The organism is Peribacillus sp. NPDC097264, from assembly GCF_050277925.1.
In the GTDB taxonomy this organism is placed as follows: Bacteria; Bacillota; Bacilli; order Bacillales; family DSM-1321; genus Peribacillus.
On record NZ_JBNNSR010000009.1, the window covers coordinates 32764 to 57670 of the forward strand.

Consider the following 24907-nt stretch of genomic DNA (forward strand, 5'->3'; position numbering starts at 1 on the left):
ATTAGTAGTATACGTGCTACCCGCAAAAATAACAATCATTTTTTTCGTTTTTCTTTGGAAATCTTTAATAATTCCATATATTCTTTTCCAAATTTGATCCAATTGGTCTTGGCTGAAAAGTAATGTTGGAACAGCGATAAAAATCTTGGGTATTTCCCTTCATAAGGATACCACTGGATTTCCGAATTCTTTTTCCCTTTATCCTGCATGATCGCTTTTTCATGGCAGAATATCCGCATTCCCTGTTCCCCATGATAACGGCCAATACCACTTTGCTTTGCCCCGCCAAACGGCAGTCCATGATTGGCAACGGTTATCAAGACATCATTGATGGTCACCGCTCCTGTCACTAACTGACGGGCCACCCGGTTCGCTTTTTCCTCATCCATGCTCCATACGCTTGAGTTAAGTCCATATTGACTGTCGTTCGCAAGACGAACCGCCTCTTCTTCACTATCGAATGGCACAACAGGAAGAACCGGGCCGAATGTTTCCTCATTCATGATTTTCATCGAATGATCGACATTGGACAAAATAATCGGTGGGATGAAATAAGTACTTCCTTTTTTCCAGTCATGCGGCGTGCTGCCGGATTCCATGATGGCTCCCTTATTCAGTGCATCATCCAAGTGATCTGCAACGATATCAAGCTGGGCCGGGAACGTCATCGAACCAACATCGTCCGTTAATTGTGTACCCTGCCTTAAAGCAGTCGTCTTTTCCTTCAGCAAGGACAGAAACTCTTTATAAACGGTCCTTTCCACATAAACCCTTTCCACGCTCATGCACACCTGTCCACTGTTAGTAAAAGCTCCCCAAAGTGCCCCATTTACAGCACGTTCCAAATTGGCATCACCAAATACGATCATCGGATCCTTTCCACCAAGTTCGAGCGTAGTGGGGATTAATTGTTTAGCCGCCACTTCACCGATAATTTTACCGGTCCTTACAGAGCCGGTAAAAAATATATAATCGGGTTTTTGTTCCGTCAATGCTGCCCCTAGCTCTTTTCCGCCATGGGCAAATTGAATGACGCCCTCCGGAAATCCAGCTTCTTGAAACAAGTCATCCATGCTTATACCCACTAAAGGGGTCACCTCTGAAGGCTTGGAAATGACCGTATTTCCACCAATTAAGGCATTCAGTATCGGCACCATCGCCAGTTGGAAAGGATAATTCCAAGGTGAAATGACAAGGACCGTCCCACGTGGCATATATTCAATATAGGATTTCTTACCAATTAACATGAGTGGGGTTGATGCCTTCTGCCTCGAAAGGGCTTTTGCAGCATGTTTTTCAATATGCTTGATCGCATCTATCGTTGGCATGATATCAGCCACAAGCGCTTCTATCTTGACCTTCCCCGTATCTTTCGAAATCGTTTCTGCTAGTTCATCCATCTTTTCCACCATCAATAAACGAAGGCGCTTTAAATAGTTCAAGCGTTCGGCGATGGGTAGTTTAGACCAATTCAGAAAAGCCTGCCTTGATTTTATATATAATTGAGGAATGGACTCCAGTGGGGTTTCATCAAGTTCCGCTATTTTCTTTCCTGTTGCCGGAGAATACACTTCCCACTTTTTATGTAGTTCTTCCATAATGTCTCCCCTTGCTTCACCTTATTTTTATCTGATATCTTTTTTCGTTTTTGTTTCTTAAATAAAATTCGACCATGGCCGGTACGCCATCCTTGAAATTCGGGCAAGCAATTCCAGATCCCGCTAAATCAGCCTGTGCTTTTGTACAATCGAATCGTCCCTGCCATGTGAAGTAATCCAATGCTTCTTTTTCGACACCTAAATATGTCCGTACAGGACGGATCGATAAAAAGGCCTGGCTTACCGCCATTGGCATATGACCCTTTGGTTTCTTCTTATATAATTCACCAACAAAAAGTTCATAAATCTCAGTGGCTTTACAAGGACTCGGATCGGTTAGATGATACGTCTTACCTACACCTTCTTTATATAATGCCAGATAAGCGGTTGCCTGTATAATATAATCAACTGGCACAAGATTGACAACGGTCTCCCTTTCCGACGAGATATATGGGTACATAGGCAGGAAACTTAGACGATCTAGGAAGTTGAGGATAAAATATGGCCCGTCAAATTTGATGGTTTCCCCTGTCTTGGAGTGTCCCTTCACAATCCCTGGACGGATGATAGTTGTGGGTACTTCGCTTTTTAATTGCTCGACCAGTAATTCTGCATCATACTTCGTCCGCTCGTAATGGTTCTTGAAGCTTTTCGGCAGTACAAGTTCATGTTCAAACAGGTCACCTTCCCGATTCCCGGCAACGTAAGCGGTACTAAAATAGGTATAACGTACAAGTTTGGGGATCCCTTTGACCCATTCATTCACATGCTTCGTACCAACGACATTGACTAGCTGAGCAATTTTTTCCGGGACAGCCAAATCATATATCGCAGCTAGATGAAAAACATGCGTGATTTCTTGTTGAAGACTTTGACTCTCCGGAACAGTGATATTGAGGTTCTCTTTCGTGATATCTCCTATTACTAATTGGAATAGCACCTTTGCCCCGTCCAGTTCGCTTTCTATTGTCTTGATTTCCGCTTCCGCTTTTCCCATTTGCTCAGGTAGTACAAGTAGATAGACTTTATCTACTGCCTCGTCCCGTTTTATAAGCTCCCTAATCAACTGATTGCTAATGAACCCTGGAAAACCAGTAAAAAAGTATATATGTCCCATCCTATCCCTCCCTTTAATTATCTTAATTGTAAGTTATTTGACAAATTATTACTATTATTCAAGGGATGAAAAGAAAAATATTGTTTTTTAAAAGGAGTATCCAACCAGATTATCGAAAATAGAGAATAGTAGTATTCATGTGCATTAAATAAACCGGGTGTTTATATTCTATTCTTTAAGGTTAAATTCTAGTAAATGATTAAAATCATTATCTATCTAACCGATTTTCCGTTACTATATAAGAAGGCGAATTTTTCGCGCATACATATTCGAGGTGAGCGCACAAGTGAAAAGAATTATTAAAGCATATGATTTCCCAATTTTCATCGCAGTCACATTACTTTGTCTGTTTGGTTTAGTCATGATTTATAGTTCGAGCATGATTACTGCAGTTGCTCGATACGGCTTGTCCATGGATTTCTTCTTTGAAAAACAAAAAACGGCCTTTATCATCTCATTCATTGCCATGATCGTGACGATGATTCTTCCTTATAAGATGTACAAGCACAAAACGTTTTTAATGAGTATGATGTTTGGAATGGCTGGTATCCTTTTACTTCTATTCATCTTCGGCCATACAGCGGGTAATGCTACGAGCTGGTTTAAGATAGGAACAAAATCCATTCAGCCCGCGGAGTTTTCCAAGCTAGCCATGATTATTTATCTGGCCGCCATTTACGGTAAAAGGCAGGATCGAATCAACAGCATCGATAAAGCCGTCATTCCACCGATCGGGTTTCTCGTTGGTATTTGCTTTTTAATTGCCATTCAACCTGACTATGGAACGGCTGCCGTCATATTTCTCATTGCAGTTACCATGGTCCTTTCGTCTGGCATGTCTTTTAAAAGTATCTTTAAGCTATCTATACTTACGATGCTATTAATCGGCCTTGTAGCTCTAGGCGTACTAGTGACAGGGAATTTCTCGAGTATTTTCACCGAGAATAAGGTATCCCGTTTTACCGGATTCGCTGATCCTTTCGGTACAGCCGGAGAAGACGGATATCAACTCGTGAACTCTTTATTTGCAATCGGTTCTGGCGGTCTTACGGGAGTCGGCCTTGGAGACAGCGTACAGAAGTATGGCTATCTTCCCGAATCCCATACCGATTTCATCATGGCCATCATTGCGGAAGAGCTAGGAATATTCGGTGTGGCTTTCGTCCTGTTGACACTCGGTTTCATCGTCTTAAGGGGCTTCATCCTTTCTGCAAAATGCAAAGACCCATTTGGCAGCCTTCTCTTGATTGGTATATCTTCCATGATAGGCATACAAGTGGGCATTAATGTTGGAGGCGTGACGGGGCTCATTCCCATTACAGGGATTACCCTTCCATTCATCAGTTATGGTGGTTCATCCTTACTCCTACTGATGCTTTCAATGGGTATCTACCAAAATGTCGTGATGAGAATGAACTTGCTTGAACAAAAAGAAAAAGTCATTACGACGGTTCCAACGGAAGATATTCTCTCTTCCAAGTGAATTGGATAAAACCAATTTAACAAAAAAAGGGCTGCCCCAAACATCATCAAAGGTGACATTTGGGGCAGCCTTTCCTATTTCAAGAACTTCAAAGGGTAGCTACTGCTTACTATACTTTAGAAAAGGAGAGGTACTGATGAAAATTAAACTGTTCATTTTTTTAACGTCTTCCAAGGAACATAAGGAAAAAAATAGATCCGAAGTTGTAATGAAAACATTTGAATCATCCTTTCGTCCCTTTCTAGGAGATATCATCGAGGACCCTGGATTTGATGCTAAGTATCATAATGGGTACGAGGTCGTAAAAGTCACTGTTAATTATGAGAAAGATGAATGCTATGTATCTATGAAACCCGTGGCCATAGATTTAGAGGAATTGCCTATCGAAGATTATATAGATAAGCTTTTGGCGAACGGATGGAGTATTGTTTCAAAAGAAGAGTCTGTAATGTAAAAAAGCGGTGAAGAAAAACCTTTCGTTTTCTTCACCGCTTTTTTTCTTACTTATTATAATGAATGCCGATTTTTGTGAATCCACTGATCAAACTAAGTAATGGACAGAGTAAACAGAAAAAAGCAAATGGTGCATACTCCAAGGTCGGAACATCCAGTACCTTTGTCAGAAAGACACCACAGACTCCCCAAGGTACAAGTGGATTCACTACCGTTCCTGAATCTTCAAGCACACGTGCCAGTGTCTTAGGATGCAACCCCAGATCATCATACTTTTGTTGGAAAGCCTTCCCCGGCAACAACACCGATAAATATTGCTCCCCAACAAGGAAGTTGGTACTGATTCCTGTAAAAACAGTTGCGGCAATTAACTTCGAAACACTCGTCAGCGAATCCTGAATGCTACTAAGAATAGATGGGATAATGCCCAATTCAAATAAAAGTCCACCCATGGCCAATGCCAATAGAACGAGAGAAATCGAGAACATCATGCTTTCAATGCCACCCCGGGATAAAATGGAATCCAGCTGTTCCATCCCACTATCAAGAACGAAACCGCTAAATAGAATATCAGCTAGCTTTGGAACAGTAAAACCCGGTGTTTGTAAAAAGGCAATGATTGCTGCGGAAACGATTCCTGCAGATAAAGTCGGGATGGCTGATATCTTTTTCAAAGCCATACCTAAAACGATGATAAATGGAAGCAAGCTCCATATACTGATATTCGTTTCCATCTTCAACGTACGGCTCATCACTTCTATTTCCTCTATCCGGGCTATATTGATATCAGGGGAAAGGAAGAAAAAGATAACCAGCGTAATAATAAATCCCGGAAGTGTCGTCCAAAGCATATTTTTAATATGTTCAAACAAAGATACGCCCACTGTTTCCGATGCCAAGTTCGTTGTATCGGAAAGTGGTGACATTTTATCCCCAAGAAAGGCCCCCGAGATAATGGCACCCGCCGTGATGGCCAGCGATAAATCCATGGCCGCCGCCATTCCGATGAAAGCGACACCTATCGTAGCCGAGGTGGTGAGTGAACTCCCGATGCACAATCCGAGAAGCGATGTCACCAGAAATGTCACTGCATAAAAGGATTCACCAGAAATCCAGTCAAATCCATAATACATGATGGTCGGAATTGTTCCGCTCGCCATCCAGATTGAAATTAACATTCCAATAAAGAAGAAAATATAGATGGCTCCCATACCGGAGACCGCCCCTTTGACGATAGCTGACTCCATGATTGAAAATGGAAGCTTTTTCACTTTCCCATAAACAAATAAAAAAAGGATAGCTGCTATAATTGGAATATGAGGATCCAAGCCATAATGTATAATTCCAGTTGCTATAATCAATAATAGAATGGCCAAAACACCGAGTGCTTCGGGCAATGAGAGCTTAAGCTTCGCATCTTCAAGACGCATGATATTTTTCACCGCTTTCAAGTTAAAAATTCTCGAGGTAAGAATCGCTCGCACTCACTTTCACTTAGACGCTTTTAAGCACTAAAGCATAGGTATAAATATATATAAGTTTTTCAATATTGTCAAAGGAATTTTATTCTATACGGTGCTCATAGTATCACCAAATTGCACGAATACCTTCTACGATTCTATTCATATGCATTATCCTTAAGTCTTCCCCATTATTACAGTTACGTGATGATCCTTAGATGTCCTTTTCGAATTTATTCTCTAAGCTGTGGACATAACAATAGGAAAAAACTAATCACTATTAATTTCTATAAGAAAAGCCCGTGTTTATGATCCACGGGCTCAACCTTATTTCAAATCCATTGGGTTATATAAAGTCACATCCGGATTCTTATCCTGGAACCAACGTAATGCAAACTCATTTTCAAACAAAAATGCATATTTATCATAACGGTCTTTGACCAGTATGCTTCTAGAACTGTGCAGATTTTCATCGAGTTTTTCATCTTCTGCCCAACGGGTGATTTTGCTACCCATACGCTCCATCATTACCTCAACATTGTATTCGTTTCTCATTCTGTGTTCGAATACTTCAAATTGAAGTTGACCAACGGCACCAAGAAGATATTCTTCCATACGGACCGTTTTGAAGAGCTGAATCGCTCCTTCTTGGACCAGTTGATTAATACCTTTATGAAAATGTTTCTGCTTCATAACATTTTTAGCCGTTACCCGCATGAAAAGCTCAGGGGTAAACTGAGGTAAACGTTCAAACTGATACATATCTTTACTTGTCGTAATCGTATCACCAATTTGATAGTTCCCAGTGTCATACAGACCAATGATATCTCCGCTCACGGCTTCATTCACGGTGTTCCGGTCATCCGCCATGAATTGGGTAGAAGACGAAAGATTGATTGGTTTGCCCGTTCTGCTCAAGTTCACATTCATTCCACGCTCGAATTTTCCTGAACAAATGCGGAGGAAAGCAATCCGGTCACGGTGTTTCGGATTCATGTTCGCTTGAATCTTGAAAATGAATCCGGAAAATTCTTCACTGACAGGATTCACTTCACCTGAAGTGGTCATACGAGCTTGTGGCTCAGGTGCAAACTGGAGATAAGCATCTAAAAATGTTTGGACACCGAACGCCGTTAACGCACTACCGAAAAATACTGGACTTAGTTGACCATTAGCAATTCTCTCTTCCGAGAACTGGTTTCCGGCTTCCGTCAACAGCATAATTTCTTCTAATGTTTGCTCATATAACGGTGATTCCTTCAATATATGATCTCCATCAAGTTCACCTTCGTCATTCAAAGTAAGGTAACGTTCCGGTCCTTCCGTCTTGAATTGTTCGATGCGGTTATTGAATCGATCGTATATACCTACGAAATCTTTTCCCATCCCGATCGGCCAGTTCATTGGATACGTTTCAATACCAAGCACTTCCTCAAGTTCAGCAAGCAATTCAAGTGGCATTTTCCCTTGACGGTCCATTTTATTAATGAAGGTAAAAATCGGAATGCCTCTCATCCGACATACTTTGAATAATTTAACCGTTTGATCTTCAATCCCTTTTGCCGAATCGATAATCATTACGGCACTATCTACAGCCATCAGTGTGCGGTATGTGTCTTCACTGAAATCTTGGTGACCTGGTGTATCCAGGATATTCACACGGAAATCGTCATAATCAAATTGCATGACCGAAGATGTAACGGAGATTCCCCGCTGCTTTTCAATCTCCATCCAGTCACTCGTTGCATACTTTCCTGTTTTTCTAGCCTTAACTGTTCCGGCATCACGAATCGCGCCACCAAACAGTAGTAGTTTCTCTGTTAATGTAGTTTTCCCGGCATCCGGGTGGGAAATTATTGCAAAAGTCCGTCTTGAATGGACCTCATCTTTTAAAGTAGGCATAATATGTTCCTTTCATTATTGGAATTGTCACATAGCATGTATAGAGAACCTAATCGTTTTTTTCACATTGGAATGTCAACCTTTCCTAGTATGCAAAAGTCTTGAACATACACAATATATGTACGAAAAATATATCATAAGGCTTATACCTTCGCTACTCCGGTATCCATTTCAATCAACCTTACTATTTTAACACGATATGAACGAAAGATGTAGAGGTGAATGAATCCAAGAAATGAAAGGAGTAATAAAAAACAAAAGACGCTGTATCAGCGTCTTCTCCCCTGGTGCTTATAATGTGATGTTGAGTCTGCTAGTTACTTATCCTACCAGCCTTCATGGCTTTTTGATTACGCTTTTTTTTCCAACGTTTCTTGACTTCTTTAAAGATTAAAGGAGCGGCAAAAATGACTGCTCGTTTTAGGAGTTTTTTCATGATTCATCATCCTTTCTTTCCTTTTCTATACCCAAAATATCGTTTAGGAAAACTTTAGATCGCCCCACATCATTCTTTTAATGTCAGCTTAAGTAAATCGATTCTCACCTTTGCTTCCTTCATCATTGATTTCAGTTTTGCTTCATTTGCCTCTTCTTTTTGAAGCTCAGCCTCTATCATTTTCAGCTCATTTTCTACCACCGCATACTCCTCATTCGCTATCCCTACTTGATCATGCAATTGTTTCCAACGTTTCATGACTGCCTGATTTTCATTCTGCCATTTCGAACGATTTTGGCTCGTGAACGCCACATCCATTTTGTTTGACAAACTCTCCATTTCTTCAAGAGGATACGTGGCTCCCTCTACTGATGCGTGGGTCGCCTGCTTCGAAGTGATGCCCTCATCCGCAGTTGAAGAATGAGTAGAACCTTCTTCATCTTTACAACCCGCCATGAAAACCGCCATGATGACTAGTAGATAATAAACTTGACTGATTTTCATCTCATCTCCCCCCTTTTACATATTTTTTCCTTAAAGTAAGAATAACTTACGTAAACCGTTCAATAAAAAATATAAATGGAAGTAGCAATTGGGCATCATCCCGTTGATTTTTATGCAATTTCCTTGTTTTGCAACTCATTTCTTAATTGTTTTCTTGCCCTATACAGATTGATTTTAACCGTCGCCTGCTTAATGTTGAGCACCATGGCGATTTCACGTTCTTTTAACCCGCCATTCACCTTAAGCAATAGTATTTCCCGCTGTTTATGGGATAATTTAAATAAGACGTGGATGATGTCTTCTTTTAATGTCCATAAATCCATGGCATCTTCTACCTCATTTTGACTACAGGGCTGACTTTCCAACCAATCCATCATTTCCTGCTGAATCAAATGGCTTCCCCGTTTTTGCTTACGCGAAAAATCAATGGCCGTCCTCGTGGCGATGCAGGCTAACCATGCCCCCATTTTTCTGTCATCCTTGATCGTATCACGTTTAGTATAGGCTTTTATATAGGTTTCCTGAGTAATATCTTCGGCGAGATATGGACATTTGATGATGGATAAAGCAATGTAATAGATTCGCTTATAAAATGAATGATAAACCCTGGTGAAACCTTCAGCTTCATTACAATGTCCTTTCTTCAAATTCATCCTCCCTTTCTTTTCATTCAAAGTGGTTTAAAATAAAATCGGGAACATGGTCACCAGAAAAAGTCCTTATCTCAAAATCTCGGCTATCCTTATAATAAAAAACAGCTGTATACTTTCCTTCCCCATAATCCAATTGACTGTTTTCGATGGCCATCTCTATTTCATCAGGCTGATCAATCTTCAACAGAATCGACTGCTTTTCCACTTTTTGTTCAATTTCTTCTTCGGACGTACTATATAAATTAAAATCGGTCTTCGTTACAAGAATATGAGAGATATCATTTGCCGTTAATCTTGCCTCTTCAGCTTGTCCCGTTTGTTCCATCCAATTTGTGAAGGCAGGATAAGAAGAGTTCCAATTCATATAGATGGTCTTGTTATTTTCGAGAAGAATTTCAATGTATGCATATTCTCCCCAGGTCTTCGTCATTTGGGCGAGTGTCTGGTTATTCAGGTCTTCCGATAACGCCTGAACCGCTTCCGCAAGCTGCTGTTTATCAGTAATGATTACGGACTTATCCATTTCTCCGGTGGCATTGATTTTCATTTTGGAAACTTCTTCAACCGGTACATGCAACAGCTCATTAACTGTTTGTTTATATTCGCTAGATTCATAGATTTTGGCTAAAAGCGGCATATACGACTCATAATTTTGCAAATGGTACTCCCTCGCTAAATGTCTTCCATTTTCAAGTTCGTATATAAGAAACACGGAGTTTTCAGGATTAGGATCTGCGACGCTCTCCATCTTACCCTTTTCAAGAATCTGCTGATGTAACAAACGTACAGCTGAGATATTTTCTTTTTCTTTTAGATAGATTGAACTCCCTGAATCCTCATCTTCATAATATATAGGTGAATGGTTCCCTATATATATTTGGTTGATCATCTTTTTATCAGGCACCTTTGACTCATACGAAAGCGGATCTAACTTTAGAAGGATGGAAAGAGCGATGACACTCACCATAAAGGTGATGTACCCTTTAAAAGAAAACCGGACCCGCCAAGTCTTTTGCAAGACGAGATCGCCTAAATAATAGCCAATTATGGATCCAATCACATAGCCGGACACGACCCATTCGATTTTCCCGGTTGTTTGACTAAAATAAAAGCCGGAAAAAAGCATCATGCTTATCGTTAAACCATATTTAAATACCGGTTTAATCAAGGGGAACACAAAGGCTTGCGATACATGCTCCAGCTTTCTCCGTTTATAGAGAACCAATGAAAGCCATAGAAATAGGCAGGAGACCAGTGCATAGATTAGTAGCTGAAAGGAGAAAACATTCATTTTTTCCATTTCAGTTGCCGCCAATATAGGGGACATGCTATTCATGTTGGCACTTAAGTAGTATTCGGCAAAAAAACCAACCATCAAAAACTTCACATTCGCCGCTAGTAAGATAAATAGCCCAGCTGGCAACCCAAGCGTTATATAGGTAAGTAAGCCCTGTAGAGCCGATAATCCCGTCACCATTCCAATTAAGACAGCTACAGAGAAAATCACTGTCTCCATGACAAAAGTAATGCCCATCCACGACCAAATATCTGTCAGGCTATACAATTTTTCAACATCTAAGGCTGAGTGGAATAAATACAAGATGAGGCCTGTAAGCAAAATGGGGACAATGATAAAGGAAATCCCCATCCCTATCATATGAACGTATATACTTCTCCTAGTGATCGGTAAACTATGTATAAAATCCGAAGCCTGTTTTACTTGTAAAAATCGAAATAGGAAAATGGCGAGCAATACCGGAATGCTTATGACTAGGACGAATTGAATCATCCCCTGACTGGAAAATAAATTTACAAAGTTCATATATTCACTATTATTATTGAGAATAATCGTTAATATTTCCAAAGGCAGTGCAAAAATGAGGCCGATAAAATAAAGAAACCCAATCCATCCGGTACTTCTAAAAATATAAAATACCAGTTCTTTATTAAACGAGACTATTTTGAATGGCATAGCCGATGTCCCCCATTTCATATATGAAGATCTCTTCCAAAGTGAGGGGCAGAATATCGAATATATCAGGTTGAAACTGGCTGAAATGAGTCTTGATATCAGATTCTTTTCCTTTTAAGATGCAGACGATGACGCTGCCCCTCCTTTCCTTATTCAGGATTTGCATGCCACGGTAAATGCCATATGGAATTTTATTTTTAAAGGCTATTTGAACTTTATGTACATCCGCTTTCAAATCATCCAAATCCTTCTGGATGATGAGCTCCCCTTGATGCAATATCCCCACATGATCTGCTAAATCTTCAATTTCCCGAAGGTTATGGGATGAAATCAAGATCGTCATTTCTCGTTCGGATACATCCTGAATCAGCAACTGTTTCACATTTTTGCGCATGACCGGATCAAGCCCATCAAAGGGTTCATCAAGTATTAAAACTTCTGGCATCGTTGAAAGGGCCAGCCAAAAAGCAACCTGCCTCTGCATTCCCTTAGACAGCTTGTGAATTTTATATTGAAAGGGAATCGCAAACACTTCCTGCAATTGATAAAAACGTTCTTGATTCCATTCACTATAAACATGACTATAAAAACCTGCCATTTGCATGATGGAATAGTTAGCCAAGAAGTAAGGCATATCAGGAAGGAAGAAACATCGATTTTTCACTACCCGGTTTTCAAATACTGGGGATTCATCGATAAGAACCTCACCGCTATCCTGGATCAAATTTCCAGAGAGCATTTTCAAAAGGGTCGTCTTTCCTGCCCCGTTCGATCCCAACAATCCAAAAATAGATCCTCTTTGTATATCCAAACTTACGTCTTTGATCGCTACTTTTCCTTCATATAACTTACTAACACGCTTGATTTCTATCATGTTTCCCCCCCCTTTGCTATCGAACTTATATCCTTGACCAACCTATAAATTTCTTTTTTTTCGATACCAATATACAGGGCTTCCGCTAACACCCTAGTAAGCTCCGACCTTATCTTCTCTTCCTTTAATGAATTCTTCAATTCCCCGGGGGGTAAAACGAAATTACCTTTTCCTGGTATCGTATATATAAACCCTTCCGCTTCAAGCTGCCTATAAGCTTTTTGAATCGTATTAGGGTTAATGGTCAGTTCCTGAGCCAATATTCTAACGGAAGGCAGCTGGTCATGTTCTTTTAGTACGTCACTGATTATAAGCTCTTTGAATTTTTCCATTAATTGTTCATAAATGGGTCTTCTACTTTGTACGTCCAACTCAAACATCATCAGCCCCCTCACTGTACTAAGTGTACTACTTGGCTTAATACAGTTATTATAAAACAACTTATTCCAATTTAATACATTTTATAAATAAATTATAAATAGATGACCAACTCTCTTTCTTTTGTTTAACAAGTCCAATTAATGGGAACCTATATAATATAACTAAATCAAAAGGAGTTGTTTTTTTGAAACCATTATATACAACTGCAGTTACCGTACACGGTGGACGTGAAGGCCATGTAAAATCGGAGGACGGTATCCTCGATTTTGATGTAAGGTCACCGAAAGAATTAGGTGGTTCTGGTGAAAAGGCAACAAACCCGGAACAGTTATTTGCCGCAGGGTATGCCGCTTGTTTTGGCAGTGCATTGAACCTTGTACTTAGTAAGGAAAAAAAGAAAGTGGATACATCCGTGACTGCGAATGTCACAATCGGGAAAGATGAGACAGATGGCGGTTTCAAATTGGCCGTTAGATTAGATGTTTCCATCCCAGACCTGAGCAAAGAAGAAGCTGAAGGATTTGTAAAGAAAGCACACGCAACTTGCCCTTACTCCAAGGCAACCCGCGGGAATATAGACGTTACACCAATCATCGTATAATGAAAAAGGAATGGATGCAGCTTCTAAAGCTGCATCCATTCCTTTTTTTATTGCCTATAATATACAACGCGCGCCTTACTCCTTCAATCCTCCTTCTCTCCCTTTCAATAGAGACGTTTTGACAACGTTCTTTTATTTCTTTTAAATGAGGGTAGATATCTAATAACCCATAAATATAATCAAGGAGTGTGCAAATTGAAAGAGTTATTCCTTATAGTCTTTATCATCTTATTCATCCTGCTCATTTTTTCCTTTAACAGAAGGAAAAGGGTGGTTCCCATTCTCTCAAATCAACATACACCACTAAAGATTGGACATCGCGGGGCATCTGGATATTGTCCTGAGAATACAATGGCATCCTATTATAAAGCAATAGAGATGGGCGTGGATGTTCTGGAAGTAGATATCCATCTTAGTAAAGATGGGGAACTTATTGTGCATCATGATCCAACTCTCGAGAGGACGACTAACGGTAAGGGAAATCTCAGGGACTATACAGCCGCAGAGTTACTAGAATTGGATGCCGGGAGCTGGTTTCACCCTGATTTTAAAAATGAAAAGATTCCCTTGCTTAGCGAGGTTTTGGAAACTTTTTCGTCTTATGAGATTGGACTATTAATAGAAATTAAACACCCCTCCCTTTACCCCGGTATCGAGAGAAAACTGGCAGAAGAACTCTTGAAAAGTCCGCTTAATTCAAACGTTGAAAATAAAATCATGGTTCATTCTTTTGATATGAACTCCATGAAAACTTTTCACGAACTCTTACCCAACATTCCAGTCGGTGTACTACTAAATCGCCGAGTGTCGGATCAAAAACTAAAAGAGATATCGGAATTCGCTAGTTTTGCGAATCCAAAACAAACTTTATTAAACCCGAATCTTAAAACACGAATTCAGAGTCACGGAATGAAAGTATTTACTTGGACAGTCAACAATAAAAAACAGATGCAATCTCTAAAGAAAATGAACTTGGATGGAATCATTTCGGATTTTCCTGACTTTTTTTGAAAGAGAGATAACATTGGATCCCCCAAAAAAACAATCCGCTTCTGCGGATTGTTTTTTTCAATAGCATTGAAAAGATTGAATTTCATCTTCATCGGTACCATAGTAGGCCCATCGTTTTTGATTGGGTCTCCAGCGGTAACCTGCAACGGTATTCCGACCAACATACGTAGGATAAAGCCAAAATGAGCGGCCATTCCTTAACCAAATATACGTATTTTTATATAAACACCCTCTCATTGCCCCAGCTTCAATTCCGAAAAAACCTACATTTGGAAATTGGGGGATGAATGACGGCGGAGGTACAGTAGGTGGTCCTCCTCCTTGAGGTGGTCGTGGCGGTGGACCTCCTTGAGGCGGTCGTGGTGGCGGACCTCCTTGAGGTGGTCGTGGTGGTGGTCCACCTTGAGGCGGTCTTGGTGGTGGTCCACCTTGAGGCGGTCTTGGTGGTGGCGGCTGCCTCTCTTCAAAATTCAGATAGTCAAATTGATTGGGCTCCACTGGAAAACCATTATCCACATATGGGTTAAATGGATTAAGATAGAAATGACTATCAAAATAATTGATGTGCGAATTTAATGGATCGTATAGATTCATCCTTTTTTCACCTCGTTATAAACTTCCCTCTATTCATATGTAGGCTGCAGACCATCCGTGACATGGCTGACTGATATAATTAAAATGATTTTCATTCAGCGTACCCATGAAAAACTAAAATATCCCTCTATTTTCTTTTTAAAAAACATATGATTTTTTCGCATTCTATAACTTGAATCTGGTATAGTGTTCTTACAGATATTAGAATGCGTTTTTACAGCAACTATCCTTATCTAAGAAAAAGAAGGGATTACTATGTGGGAGTTATTATTAGAATTTGATTATCAAACCATCCGCCATGCACTATGGGCAGGGTACTTATTGACCTTCGTCTTCCCTTTTGCGGCGTTTTACTTTATTAATAAAAATCAGACACTCTTAAATGATAAATATCAAGCTTCACTTCACTCAAGCCCTGGTAAATCTCTTGTTTATACAGGTAGCGTTTTTCATCCACTAGGAATACGACGCTTTATCACGTATATTCGCCAAAAGGACTCTCCAGATGATTCTGAAGAGCCAAGCCTCCTTCTCATTGTTTAACCATTAACAATTTGAGGAGGAATATATTTTGAAGAAGAAAAATGTACTATTAATTGGAACACTCTTTCTAATGATCGGCCTTTTATCAGGATGTTCAGCAGCTACTAGCGGACCCTTTCATACTGTAGTAGTCAATCCGATGAACACATTGCTTGAATTTAATGCGGATTTTTTTAACGGGAATTATGGGATAGGCATCATCATGATGACTGTCATCATTCGTCTCATTCTGTTACCATTGAATATCAAGCAATATAAAACACAACGCAACATGAAGACGAAAATGAATGGACTCAAGCCAGAAATGACTGCCATTCAGCAGAAGATTAAAGAAACGAAGGATCCGGCCAAACAGAAGGAACTTCAGCAGGAAATGATGAAACTCTATCAAAAACATGGTGTCAATCCTTTAAATATGGGTTGCCTGCCCCTTTTGATCCAGATGCCAATTCTAATGGGTGTGTATTATGCGATTCAAGGATCTCATGAAATTGCTACCCATAACTTCCTTTGGTTCAGCCTTGGGGAGCCTAACATCGCCATGGCACTCATTGCCGGAGTCATTTACTATTTCCAATCTGTGATTTCCATGAGGCAAATGCCGGAAGATCAACAGAAACAAATGAAGATAATGAGTTTGGTCTCACCTGCCATGATTTTGTTCATTTCATTCTCCGCCCCTGCTGCTTTGCCACTATATTGGTCAGTAGGCGGATTATTCATGATTGTACAGACCATTGTACTTCAACGTGTTTATAACAACGAAAAGACAAATGTGCCTGCCGTCAATGAAACCAACGCAAAAAAAAGCTAACCCTATTACTATACCCTGTAGTTCAGACTTTTCAAGGAGTCTGAACTACAGGGTTTTTTATAGGATAAAGGGTAAAAGGCCAAAGAAGATGACCTTTATGTAAGGATCATCTTCCTAAAGCCGCTATTTACCTATTTCCATTCATTTTCTTAGGCAATGCATTTTTTGTAATGGTTTCGAAAAAACGCTCTACATAATTAAAATCGGTGTAAAAAAACAATAGAAGGTCCCCAGGTTGGGATAATTCCCAAGCTTTTAAAAACGCATCCATTTCATTTGGAACAATGACTGTCTGTTCACCGGTCAAACCTCTTTTAAACGCTGCTTCCTGAATCAGTTCAGCTACTTCTAAAGGGTTTCTGCCTCGCAAATCATCGTCCTCTTTAATAATGAACAAATCCGTCTGTACAGCCACGATATTTGCCAGGCTAATGATTTCTTCATTTATTCGATCGCCTGGTCCCGCCAAAACAGTAATGAGTCGATTTCTATGATACGCACTAACGGTATCGAAAATGGCTTTTAGTCCTGCTGCATTATGAGCATAGTCAATGAGAATGGTCCTTTCATTGACCTTTTTCAAGTTAAATCTTCCTTTGGATAGATTTCCATCTGGCATGAATGTCATAGCCTTCTTTCGTAATTCATCGATAGAAATGCCTTGTGTCGAGGCTGCCGCTAAAGCTTGGAGCAAATTGGATACGTTATGGCGGGCCTTACCCTTAATCGTGATGGGTACTTCCTCACATTCCATGAAACGTTTTACTCCTCCGTTTTCCACATAATTGATTATTCCTTGTTCATCCACAAACCAAGCCCTTTTTCTTTCTTTAATCGCTGCCATTATGACGGGATGATTGGCTTGAGTAGAGGTATAAATCACTTCCCCGTCTGTATATTCGTTCATGGCCACTACATGAGGGTCATCCGCGTTCAACACACAATATCCATTTTCGAGAACAACCTCCGCTACCAGTCGCTTTAATTTAACTAGGTCCTCCAGCGTTTCAATTCCATCATGACCAAGATGATCCTCACTCACATTGGTAATAACCCCTACGTCGCACCTACGAAAAGCAAGCCCTTCCCTTAAAATCCCACCTCTTGCTGTCTCCAATACGGCTGTATCTACTTCTGGATGGGATAAGACCATTCTTGCACTTATTGGCCCACTGCAATCCCCTTGATCGAGAACCTCTTGTCCCACATATACCCCGTCGGAATTCGTCATTCCGACTTTATTCCGATCATTAGAAAGAAAATAATGTATCATTCTGGTTGTTGTGGTTTTTCCGTTTGTCCCCGTTACTGCGATAATTGGGATGGCCGCTTCTTCTCGGCTAGGAAATAGATAATCGACAATTGCCTTGCCCACATCTCTTTTTTTGCCTTCACTTGGATAATGATGCATCCGAATCCCCGGTGCTGCATTCACTTCTATGATGGCCATTTTTGTGTAATCGAATGGTTTCGAAATGTCTTGGCAAATAAAGTCTATGCCCGCTACATCCAGATTAATCGCATTTGCAGCACCTATAGCCACTTTCCTTATAGTCGGGTGAACCTGTTCCGTTACATCGATTGCCTTCCCTCCGGTTGAAAGGTTTGCATTTCCGACCACTTGGATTACCTCGCCTTTTTTCGGAATGCTCCCCAGGTTCCTGTTCTGTTTTTCCAAATAACACGTTACCGTATGTGTAAGGGGGATTTTGGACATCGGTTTTTCATGGCCCTCTCCCCTCAACGGATTCTGGTTTTCCTTCTCTATCAAGTTGCGTATAGTCTCCCTCCCATTCCCGATGACGTAGGGTGGTAGCCGGAGACTAGCAGCAGCAAGCTTTCCATCTACGACTAATAAGCGATAATCATGTCCTTCAAAATGGCGTTCCACAATGTACTTCTGTACGTGGGATTCCAAGCAATGAGCGACATTAAATAATTCATCTTTATTTTTAATATGGGTAATGACCCCTTGGCCCTGCCGCCCGTTAAAAGGTTTAAGGACGAGTGGAAAACCAAGTCTATCCGCTGAATCAAATATTTCCTCAATCGAATGCGCGACTTCGCCTTCCGGTACGGGAAGGCCACAGCCTTTCAGAATTTCCTTCGTCATCGATTTATCACAGGCATTCTCTACGGCTATATTGGAAGTCTGGCTTGTAATCGTCGCCTGGACAAACTTCTGCCTAGAACCAGTCCCTATCCGGACCAAGCTATTTTCCCCAATTCGCTCCACAGGGATATTCCTCGCATGTGCCGCCTGGTAAATGGCCTCTGTACTAGGTCCCAATTTATGTTGGTAATATAAATTGGCTATTTGCTCCACATAGGATTGAACATTGATATTCTTTTCACGTTTTAAAATGGCTTCCACGATTTCTTTGCTGGAGAGGAATGCCTGAAACCCCGACTTAGGCTCCTTATAATCGTAGGTAATGGAATAAACCCCAGGATCTTTCATCATAATCGTTTTCCCACGAACAACGTCTATACCAGCCATATTTTGCAGTTCAATCGCCATATGCTCCAATACATGTCCCATCCATGTACCACGGTTCAACCTCTCTGCAAAACCACCCTCATATCCATGAGAACATGTATGCTTGCCCAGGTCGGGGAGCACCTCCAACAGCCTTTCATTAAAGCCAGGAATCGAATCAGATGGCCTTTCCTCCAGTTCCTCCAAGTCCAATTCAATGCAAATGGTTGGTTTATATGCGAAAAAGTTAGGTCCTTTTAAATAGCGGACTCGATTGATTTTCATGATTGAATCCTCTTCTCCAGCGACAATTTTCTTGTCTTCAAGTCAAATTGATACCCTCTAGTTAAAGCATGTAGACGAAAACCTGAAAGTGTCAGTTCTTCGCTACCGTTTTCAGCAATCGTAATATTGATATAGTCACTACTACTTCCATCAAGCACCAGAACTTGATTTATTCCATACACTTCAAATTTCCCATCGCTTACTACTATCGCTGTATTTTCATCTATACCAATTCCCATGATTTCTTCATTCTCGGCTATCGCACTTAATAACCGGTCGAACCGGCCGCGTTGTGAAAAATGCTGGTCAATCAGGAGGTCGTCCAAAAAGCCGAATCCCTTCCCTATTTCGACTTTTAATTTTTCATCATCCAGTTTCATGTCTGCGGCAACGATCATCTGCTTCCCCATTATCGAGGCCCCCGCACTTGTCCCGGCCACGACCATCCCATCATGCCAGGCTTTCGAAAGGGTTTTGTGCAATCGGGAATCACGGATCAGCTCGGACAATCGGCTTTGATTTCCCCCTGTTATAAATACAGCCGAAAAAGAGGCCAATTGTTCACAAATGGCCGGATCCTCTGCATCTCGTTTCGAATTCACTTCGAGAACTTCCACTCGATTTACACCAAGCTCTTTAAAGAGGCGGATGTATTCTTTACTAACCTCATCGGGAATTTCGCTAGCAGTCGGTAGGATCCCGATTCCACCTGGTTTTCTCATTGCAAGCTCCACGAATTTATTCAAAACTTCACCTTCTGGGCATTTATCTTCCGCCCCGCCGATGATCAGTAATTCTCCACAATTCATTTGCTTGTACTCACCTTCACCTATAGATTTAAAAATAAGAATTTGCTTTTTCCATAAACACGTAATCAATAGTATGGTACTTTAGCATAAATTCCATTCATCCAAATAATAAAAACTGTGCAAATCCGTTTAAGTTATAGGCATACGAGGAAGAGTAATAAAGAGAAAAATAAAAGGAGTGGTGAAGATGAGTCAAGATCAATTAAAAGAAAAAATATTGAATGTGATCAAGGAAAGCAAAATCGGAGTCCTATCAACAGTAGAAAATAACAAGCCCTATTCGCGCTACATGACATTCTTCAACGAGGAATTAACCTTTTATACACCAACAAGCGTAAAGACTGAAAAAATAGATGAAATAGAAAAGAACCCACATGTTCATGTCTTGTTTGGCTATGACAATGAAGGCCTTGGCGATTCATACATTGAAATTTCAGGAACATCGAAAATCAATGATACCGCCGAATTGAAGAAAAAATTATGGAATAAATCCTTTGAACAATGGTTTGAAGGGCCAGAAGATCCAAACTACGTATTATTACAGATCAAACCCGATTCTATTCGACTTATGAATAATAACGGTGAGCCACCAGAAGAACTAAACCTTTAAGTAACCAATTGACCGATAAACATCGTAATTTGACCGATATATTGATAAATGGACCGATATATCTTCAAGTTTGACTGATAAACGAATGGAATCGACCGATAAATATAAAAACCCTCGCATAAGCGAGGGTTTTTATGTGATCAAACAAGCTCAGATTGTAAATAGTGTGCAACTAAGTTCGCTGTATGCTTCAAAGATGAGAGATGCGTTCTCTCAAATGCATGCGATGCATCAATCCCTGGTCCGATCAAGCCATGAACCACATCGAATCCTGCACGGATTGCTGCTGAGGCATCAGAACCATAGTACGGGTAAATATCGACGCGATAATCGATGTCATTCGCCTTGGCAAGTGAAACCAGATGCTGGCGTAACTTATAATGGTACGGACCGGAAGAATCTTTAGCACAAATGGAAACACTATATTCATCCGTCGTTTGCCCTTCCCCGATTGCGCCCATATCGACAGCTAAGTATTCAACCGTCTTATCGGGAATATTGGAATTACCGCCATATCCGATTTCTTCATTATTTGAAATCAGGAAATGCGTCGTATATGCCAATTCGATTTTCCCCGCTTGAATCTGCTCAATAATATGAAGCAAAATGCCGACACTTGCTTTGTCATCCAAATGTCTAGACTTCAAGAAACCAGTCTCCGTTTCCTCGATCCTTGGTGCGAATGAAACAAAATCGCCAACGGATATGCCCACGGCCTCTGTTTCCTCTTTTGATTTGACGACTGCATCGATACGAACCTCGATTGTCTCTTCATCGCGCTTGGCGTCCCCAGCATTCTTGTACACATGTACGGATGTTTGGTTAATCAATATCGTGCCTGTGACAACATCTCCACTTGCGGTATGGATTTCACAGTATTCCCCTTCTACGGAATTCCACCGGAACCCGCCAATCATCGTCAATTTCAGTCGCCCATTTGGCTTAATTTCCTTAACCATGGCTCCCAATGTATCCACATGGGCCGTCAGCAATCGATGGCAGCTATCATCTTTCCCTTTTATCGTGGCAAGCAATGCCCCCTTGTTCGTGATTTGGTAGGGTACTTGCTTACTTTCCATGAAGGCTGCCGTATACTTTATGGCCTGTTCCGTATAACCGGAAGGACTGGGAATGGATACCAACTCTTTTATGTACGAAACGATTTCTTTTTCATTAACTTGATTCATCAATGACACTCCCTTCTTCTTATATAAAAGTATATCTCTTTCAGCGATCAAAGAACATATTAAAGGCCGTATAAAAAGACCGTCCATTGACGGTCCCATGCAAACCGATTCCTTAATCCAGGTAACGCGATGAAACTTGCGAACCATGATTACTTTAACTGTCTTTGTTTATTGGACATTTCCTTCATGAATTCCAAGAAGGCAATTCTCTTTTCATCAGGATAGGCTACGATGTCCGCAATGATTTCCTCTTCAAGTGGCTTTAATAGACGACCAACCGACTCCGTAAACAATACTTCAAGTTCCCGCTTTGTTTCATTTGGATTTCTCACTTCCATCACTATCACCCTTCCAATTACTTACTATTCATATATAGCCATAATTCACCATCTTAAAACCAAAGAATCGGCTGCCAATGGTGGCAGCCGACTTTCTACATTATTTTTTAGCTGATTCTTCTGTCACACCCACATCAAACCATTGATATTGGCGACCAGCAGTATAATCATAACCCGTCACACGTTCATTGACCCCGGTCATTGTATATCGGAATAGAGTTGGGATAAGAGGCACTTCATCATGAATCAATTGCTGCCACTCGTTATAGACATCGACACGGAATTGATCGTCGAACGCTTCCTCCGAAATTCCTTTTGCCAATAGTTCATCATTCTTATCATTCACCCAGCGAGTATAATTGAATTGTGCTTGTCTTGACCAAATTCCAGATGGATCAGGATCGGAAGCCACACCCCAGGCTGCTTGGAAAATATCAACCTTATCGCTATCTTTTTTCAACAAATCATAAAATGAATTGAACTCATGGAGACGTCCATCTAACATTTGTACATCCAGTCCAACTTCCTGCCATTGTTGGATGTAATATTTCGTAAGCGGTTCGGCAATGTCGCCTCCGCTCATGGATGCAAAATTAATTTTGAACTCCTTGCCATCCGGATCTTCACGAAGGCCATCGTCATTCGTATCTTTATATCCTGCTTCATCCAATAATTTTTTCGCTTTTTCTGGATCATATTCATACGGTTTTATATCTTTATTGTTATATTTAAAGGTTGGCGTGATAACCGAGTTGGCAGGGAAACGAAGCCCTTTATACATCTTCTCGCCGACTTGTTCGTTGTTGATGGAATAGGCCATCGCCTGGCGAACTCGTTTATCTTGGAATTTCGGGTTATCCATTACGTTTTCGCCTTTTTTCTTATCGTAGTGCCCTAAATTGAAACCGATGTACGTATAAGCCAAATCGACTTTCCCTAAAATCTCGATGTTTTCCAACTTATCGGCTTGATCATAATAATCTGCCGTAACTTCTGCTACATCAACATCGCCGTTTTCCAATGATTTTACAACGACGGATGGGTTGATGACTTTCAGTGTGACGCTGTCCAACTTAGGAGCGCCGCGGTAGTAATCTTTATTCGCTTCGAATTCGACCGCTTCACCTTGAACGATTTTCTTCACTTTGAATGGTCCGAAACCAATTGGGTTTTTACGGATTTTATCGGAAGACTCCAAATCACCAATTGCAACATCTTTTAAGTATTCCTTGTGAAGCGGATATGTCCATAGTCCTGTCTTAACCGAAGGATTCGCTTTCTTAAAGGTGAAGCTGATTTTCTTTCCGTCTACCTTGATTCCGGAAATACTGTCTGCCTTGCCTTCATGATACTCTTCCATCCCTTCAATCAATGCCATTTGTTCATCATAACGGACTCCCTTGTACTCTTTGCTTCCCATTACAAGATAAGCATATTCCAAGTCGGCCCCCGTTACAGGTTTACCGTCATGCCAATTAACATTGTCTTTGATGGTAAGTGAGACCGTTTTATTATCTTCTGATATTTCATAGGTAGCTGCGCCTTCATTTGTAAATACCCAATCTTCATCGGTATCCAATAAATCTTCATCAAAGAACGTAATAACTTGATTATCCGGATCACCTTGGTAGAAGACTTTATTTAAGATTCCTTCAAATGGCGTATCAGATACCAAACCGTAAGTAAGGTGACCGCCTTCGATTGGTTTCCCTTTATTTGATGTAACCGCCGGGAATTTCGATGCATCCACTTGTTCAACAGCTTTTCCCTTTTTCTCCTTAGTCGACGTATCATCTGAACATGCAGCAAGAAGTAGCGACGATATGGCCAATGCACTTAATACTTTGCTATAATTTTTAATTTTCATGACATACACTCCCCTTTTTTATCCTCTTCTTTGTCTTGCGTCAGCAGCACGTTTCAATGCTTGACCAACAAAATTTATACTCAGCATCAACACTAGAATCATGAGTGATGCGGGTATCCATATCCACCATTTGTTTTCTAAAACATCTGGGTTTCGAGCATAACTTATGAGCGTACCTAAACTCGGTGTGCTCTCTGGAAGACCGAATCCTAAAAAGGTCAAGCTGGATTCTAGGCCAATATTGCCTGCAAGATTCAAAATGAAGTTTACGATGATCAGAGAACTTATATTTGGAAGCACCTGGAAAATGATGATTTTCCAATGTGGAGTACCAAGTGTTTGTGACGCATGAACATAATCCAATTCTCGCTCAGATAATACCTTCGAACGAATGAGCCTTGCCTTACCGGTCCATAAAAACAGCGTCATGATCAAAATGAAAACCGGGACATTAAAAGTAGGCACAATCGTAACGAAAACAATGATGAACATTAACTGTGGCAGCGCAATGACAAAATCTATAATACGCATGATTACATTATCGGTAGCACCGCCAAAATAACCAGCAAGAAGCCCAAAAGTCAATCCGATGATAGCCGTGAATAAAGTAATAAATAAACTAATCGTGAATGAATTCCTTGTACCGATGATGAGTTGTCCAAATACATCCCGTCCACCATAGTCAGTTCCAAGCCAATAGTCCGAAGATGGCTCCATATAGATGGATAGGAAATCGACTTTAGCGATTTCCTTGGCATCCATGAAGAAAGATGCACCATAAACGAAAAGCAAGATGGCTGCCAGTAGAATCAATGAGCCCATTGCCATTTTATCTTTCTTAATTTCCTGCCAAATGATTTTCATTCCCGAAGGACTCACTTCTTGAACTTGTATGTTATTTCCAGTTTCAACTTTCATTTCCATTAGACTCACCCA

At 40.6% G+C, this 24907-nt stretch carries 24 protein-coding genes; 8 read left to right on the forward strand and 16 right to left on the reverse strand.

The features are described from left to right. Window positions 1-35: 35 nt before the first annotated feature. The gene (locus ACQKL0_RS15170; RefSeq protein WP_427688404.1) at window positions 36-1598 is read right to left on the reverse strand and encodes an aldehyde dehydrogenase family protein; all 1563 of its coding nucleotides are present in this window, start codon (window positions 1596-1598) and stop codon (window positions 36-38) included. A gap of 16 nt (window positions 1599-1614) precedes the next feature. Further along, window positions 1615-2715 (reverse strand): SDR family oxidoreductase, encoded by a 1101-nt coding sequence (locus ACQKL0_RS15175; RefSeq protein WP_427688406.1) that lies wholly within the window; start codon window positions 2713-2715, stop codon window positions 1615-1617. 286 nt (window positions 2716-3001) lie between these two features. Here ACQKL0_RS15175 and ACQKL0_RS15180 point away from each other — a divergent pair, with 286 nt between their 5' ends. Beyond that, window positions 3002-4198: an FtsW/RodA/SpoVE family cell cycle protein gene (locus tag ACQKL0_RS15180; protein WP_427688407.1), complete on the forward strand. Its 1197-nt coding sequence runs from the start codon at window positions 3002-3004 to the stop codon at window positions 4196-4198. A gap of 136 nt (window positions 4199-4334) precedes the next feature. After that, window positions 4335-4652 carry a hypothetical protein gene (locus ACQKL0_RS15185; RefSeq protein ID WP_402867925.1) on the forward strand — a complete coding sequence of 106 codons (318 nt, stop codon included), beginning with the start codon at window positions 4335-4337 and terminating at the stop codon, window positions 4650-4652. A gap of 46 nt (window positions 4653-4698) precedes the next feature. Here ACQKL0_RS15185 and nhaC read toward each other — a convergent pair whose 3' ends face one another. The 8 genes from nhaC to ACQKL0_RS15225 all read right to left on the reverse strand — a co-directional run bounded on the left by nhaC (window position 4699) and on the right by ACQKL0_RS15225 (window position 12832). Further along, entirely contained in the window at window positions 4699-6093 is a 1395-nt protein-coding gene (nhaC, locus tag ACQKL0_RS15190; protein ID WP_427688569.1) for a Na+/H+ antiporter NhaC, read from the reverse strand. A gap of 345 nt (window positions 6094-6438) precedes the next feature. Continuing rightward, complete coding sequence (locus tag ACQKL0_RS15195) at window positions 6439-8013, reverse strand: peptide chain release factor 3 (protein WP_402867924.1); 1575 nt, start codon at window positions 8011-8013, stop codon at window positions 6439-6441. 313 nt (window positions 8014-8326) lie between these two features. Then, window positions 8327-8449, reverse strand: coding sequence for a hypothetical protein (locus ACQKL0_RS15200; protein ID WP_402867923.1), 123 nt, complete (start codon window positions 8447-8449; stop codon window positions 8327-8329). 69 nt (window positions 8450-8518) lie between these two features. Further along, window positions 8519-8953 (reverse strand): hypothetical protein, encoded by a 435-nt coding sequence (locus ACQKL0_RS15205; protein ID WP_427688409.1) that lies wholly within the window; start codon window positions 8951-8953, stop codon window positions 8519-8521. Between the two features lie 110 nt (window positions 8954-9063). Next, window positions 9064-9600 (reverse strand): RNA polymerase sigma factor, encoded by a 537-nt coding sequence (locus tag ACQKL0_RS15210; RefSeq protein ID WP_402867921.1) that lies wholly within the window; start codon window positions 9598-9600, stop codon window positions 9064-9066. 19 nt (window positions 9601-9619) lie between these two features. Then, entirely contained in the window at window positions 9620-11578 is a 1959-nt protein-coding gene (locus ACQKL0_RS15215) for a DUF6449 domain-containing protein (RefSeq protein ID WP_427688411.1), read from the reverse strand. Further along, complete coding sequence (locus ACQKL0_RS15220; protein WP_402867919.1) at window positions 11553-12452, reverse strand: ABC transporter ATP-binding protein; 900 nt, start codon at window positions 12450-12452, stop codon at window positions 11553-11555. Before ACQKL0_RS15220 ends, ACQKL0_RS15215 begins: the two co-directional genes overlap by 26 nt. Further along, window positions 12449-12832 carry a GntR family transcriptional regulator gene (locus ACQKL0_RS15225; RefSeq protein WP_402867918.1) on the reverse strand — a complete coding sequence of 128 codons (384 nt, stop codon included), beginning with the start codon at window positions 12830-12832 and terminating at the stop codon, window positions 12449-12451. The genes ACQKL0_RS15220 and ACQKL0_RS15225 overlap by 4 nt, the downstream gene beginning before the upstream one ends. 185 nt (window positions 12833-13017) lie before the next feature. On the opposite strand from ACQKL0_RS15225, the gene ACQKL0_RS15230 reads away from it, so the two are divergent. The 5 genes from ACQKL0_RS15230 (at window position 13018) to yidC (ending at window position 16396) form a co-directional block, all read left to right on the forward strand. Next, complete coding sequence (locus tag ACQKL0_RS15230; RefSeq protein WP_402867917.1) at window positions 13018-13434, forward strand: organic hydroperoxide resistance protein; 417 nt, start codon at window positions 13018-13020, stop codon at window positions 13432-13434. 195 nt (window positions 13435-13629) lie between these two features. Beyond that, window positions 13630-14445 (forward strand): glycerophosphodiester phosphodiesterase, encoded by an 816-nt coding sequence (locus ACQKL0_RS15235; protein WP_427688414.1) that lies wholly within the window; start codon window positions 13630-13632, stop codon window positions 14443-14445. 392 nt (window positions 14446-14837) lie between these two features. After that, complete coding sequence (locus ACQKL0_RS15240) at window positions 14838-14972, forward strand: hypothetical protein (RefSeq protein ID WP_427688416.1); 135 nt, start codon at window positions 14838-14840, stop codon at window positions 14970-14972. Between the two features lie 322 nt (window positions 14973-15294). Then, a complete protein-coding gene (locus ACQKL0_RS15245) occupies window positions 15295-15582 on the forward strand; it encodes a hypothetical protein (protein WP_402867914.1) in 288 nt (95 codons plus the stop codon). A 28-nt stretch (window positions 15583-15610) separates the two neighbouring features. Next, window positions 15611-16396, forward strand: coding sequence for a membrane protein insertase YidC (gene yidC, locus ACQKL0_RS15250; RefSeq protein ID WP_402867913.1), 786 nt, complete (start codon window positions 15611-15613; stop codon window positions 16394-16396). Window positions 16397-16523: 127 nt separating this feature from the next. Here yidC and cphA read toward each other — a convergent pair whose 3' ends face one another. Continuing rightward, on the reverse strand, window positions 16524-19160 hold the full coding sequence (gene cphA / locus ACQKL0_RS15255) for a cyanophycin synthetase (RefSeq protein ID WP_427688418.1): 2637 nt from the start codon (window positions 19158-19160) through the stop codon (window positions 16524-16526). Then, on the reverse strand, window positions 19157-19969 hold the full coding sequence (locus tag ACQKL0_RS15260; protein WP_427688420.1) for a cyanophycinase: 813 nt from the start codon (window positions 19967-19969) through the stop codon (window positions 19157-19159). Before ACQKL0_RS15260 ends, cphA begins: the two co-directional genes overlap by 4 nt. A gap of 187 nt (window positions 19970-20156) precedes the next feature. Here ACQKL0_RS15260 and ACQKL0_RS15265 point away from each other — a divergent pair, with 187 nt between their 5' ends. Next, window positions 20157-20579, forward strand: a complete 423-nt coding sequence (locus ACQKL0_RS15265; RefSeq protein ID WP_402867910.1) for a pyridoxamine 5'-phosphate oxidase family protein — start codon at window positions 20157-20159, stop codon at window positions 20577-20579. 140 nt (window positions 20580-20719) lie between these two features. On the opposite strand, the gene ACQKL0_RS15270 is transcribed toward ACQKL0_RS15265, so the two are convergent. The 4 genes from ACQKL0_RS15270 to ACQKL0_RS15285 all read right to left on the reverse strand — a co-directional run bounded on the left by ACQKL0_RS15270 (window position 20720) and on the right by ACQKL0_RS15285 (window position 24889). Next, a complete protein-coding gene (locus ACQKL0_RS15270; RefSeq protein ID WP_427688422.1) occupies window positions 20720-21766 on the reverse strand; it encodes a M42 family metallopeptidase in 1047 nt (348 codons plus the stop codon). A 149-nt stretch (window positions 21767-21915) separates the two neighbouring features. Next, entirely contained in the window at window positions 21916-22104 is a 189-nt protein-coding gene (locus ACQKL0_RS15275) for a hypothetical protein (protein ID WP_427688424.1), read from the reverse strand. 100 nt (window positions 22105-22204) lie between these two features. After that, on the reverse strand, window positions 22205-23971 hold the full coding sequence (opp4A, locus tag ACQKL0_RS15280; RefSeq protein WP_427688426.1) for an oligopeptide ABC transporter substrate-binding protein: 1767 nt from the start codon (window positions 23969-23971) through the stop codon (window positions 22205-22207). Window positions 23972-23989: 18 nt separating this feature from the next. Continuing rightward, window positions 23990-24889, reverse strand: a complete 900-nt coding sequence (locus ACQKL0_RS15285; protein ID WP_407406586.1) for an ABC transporter permease — start codon at window positions 24887-24889, stop codon at window positions 23990-23992. Window positions 24890-24907 lie beyond the last annotated feature (18 nt).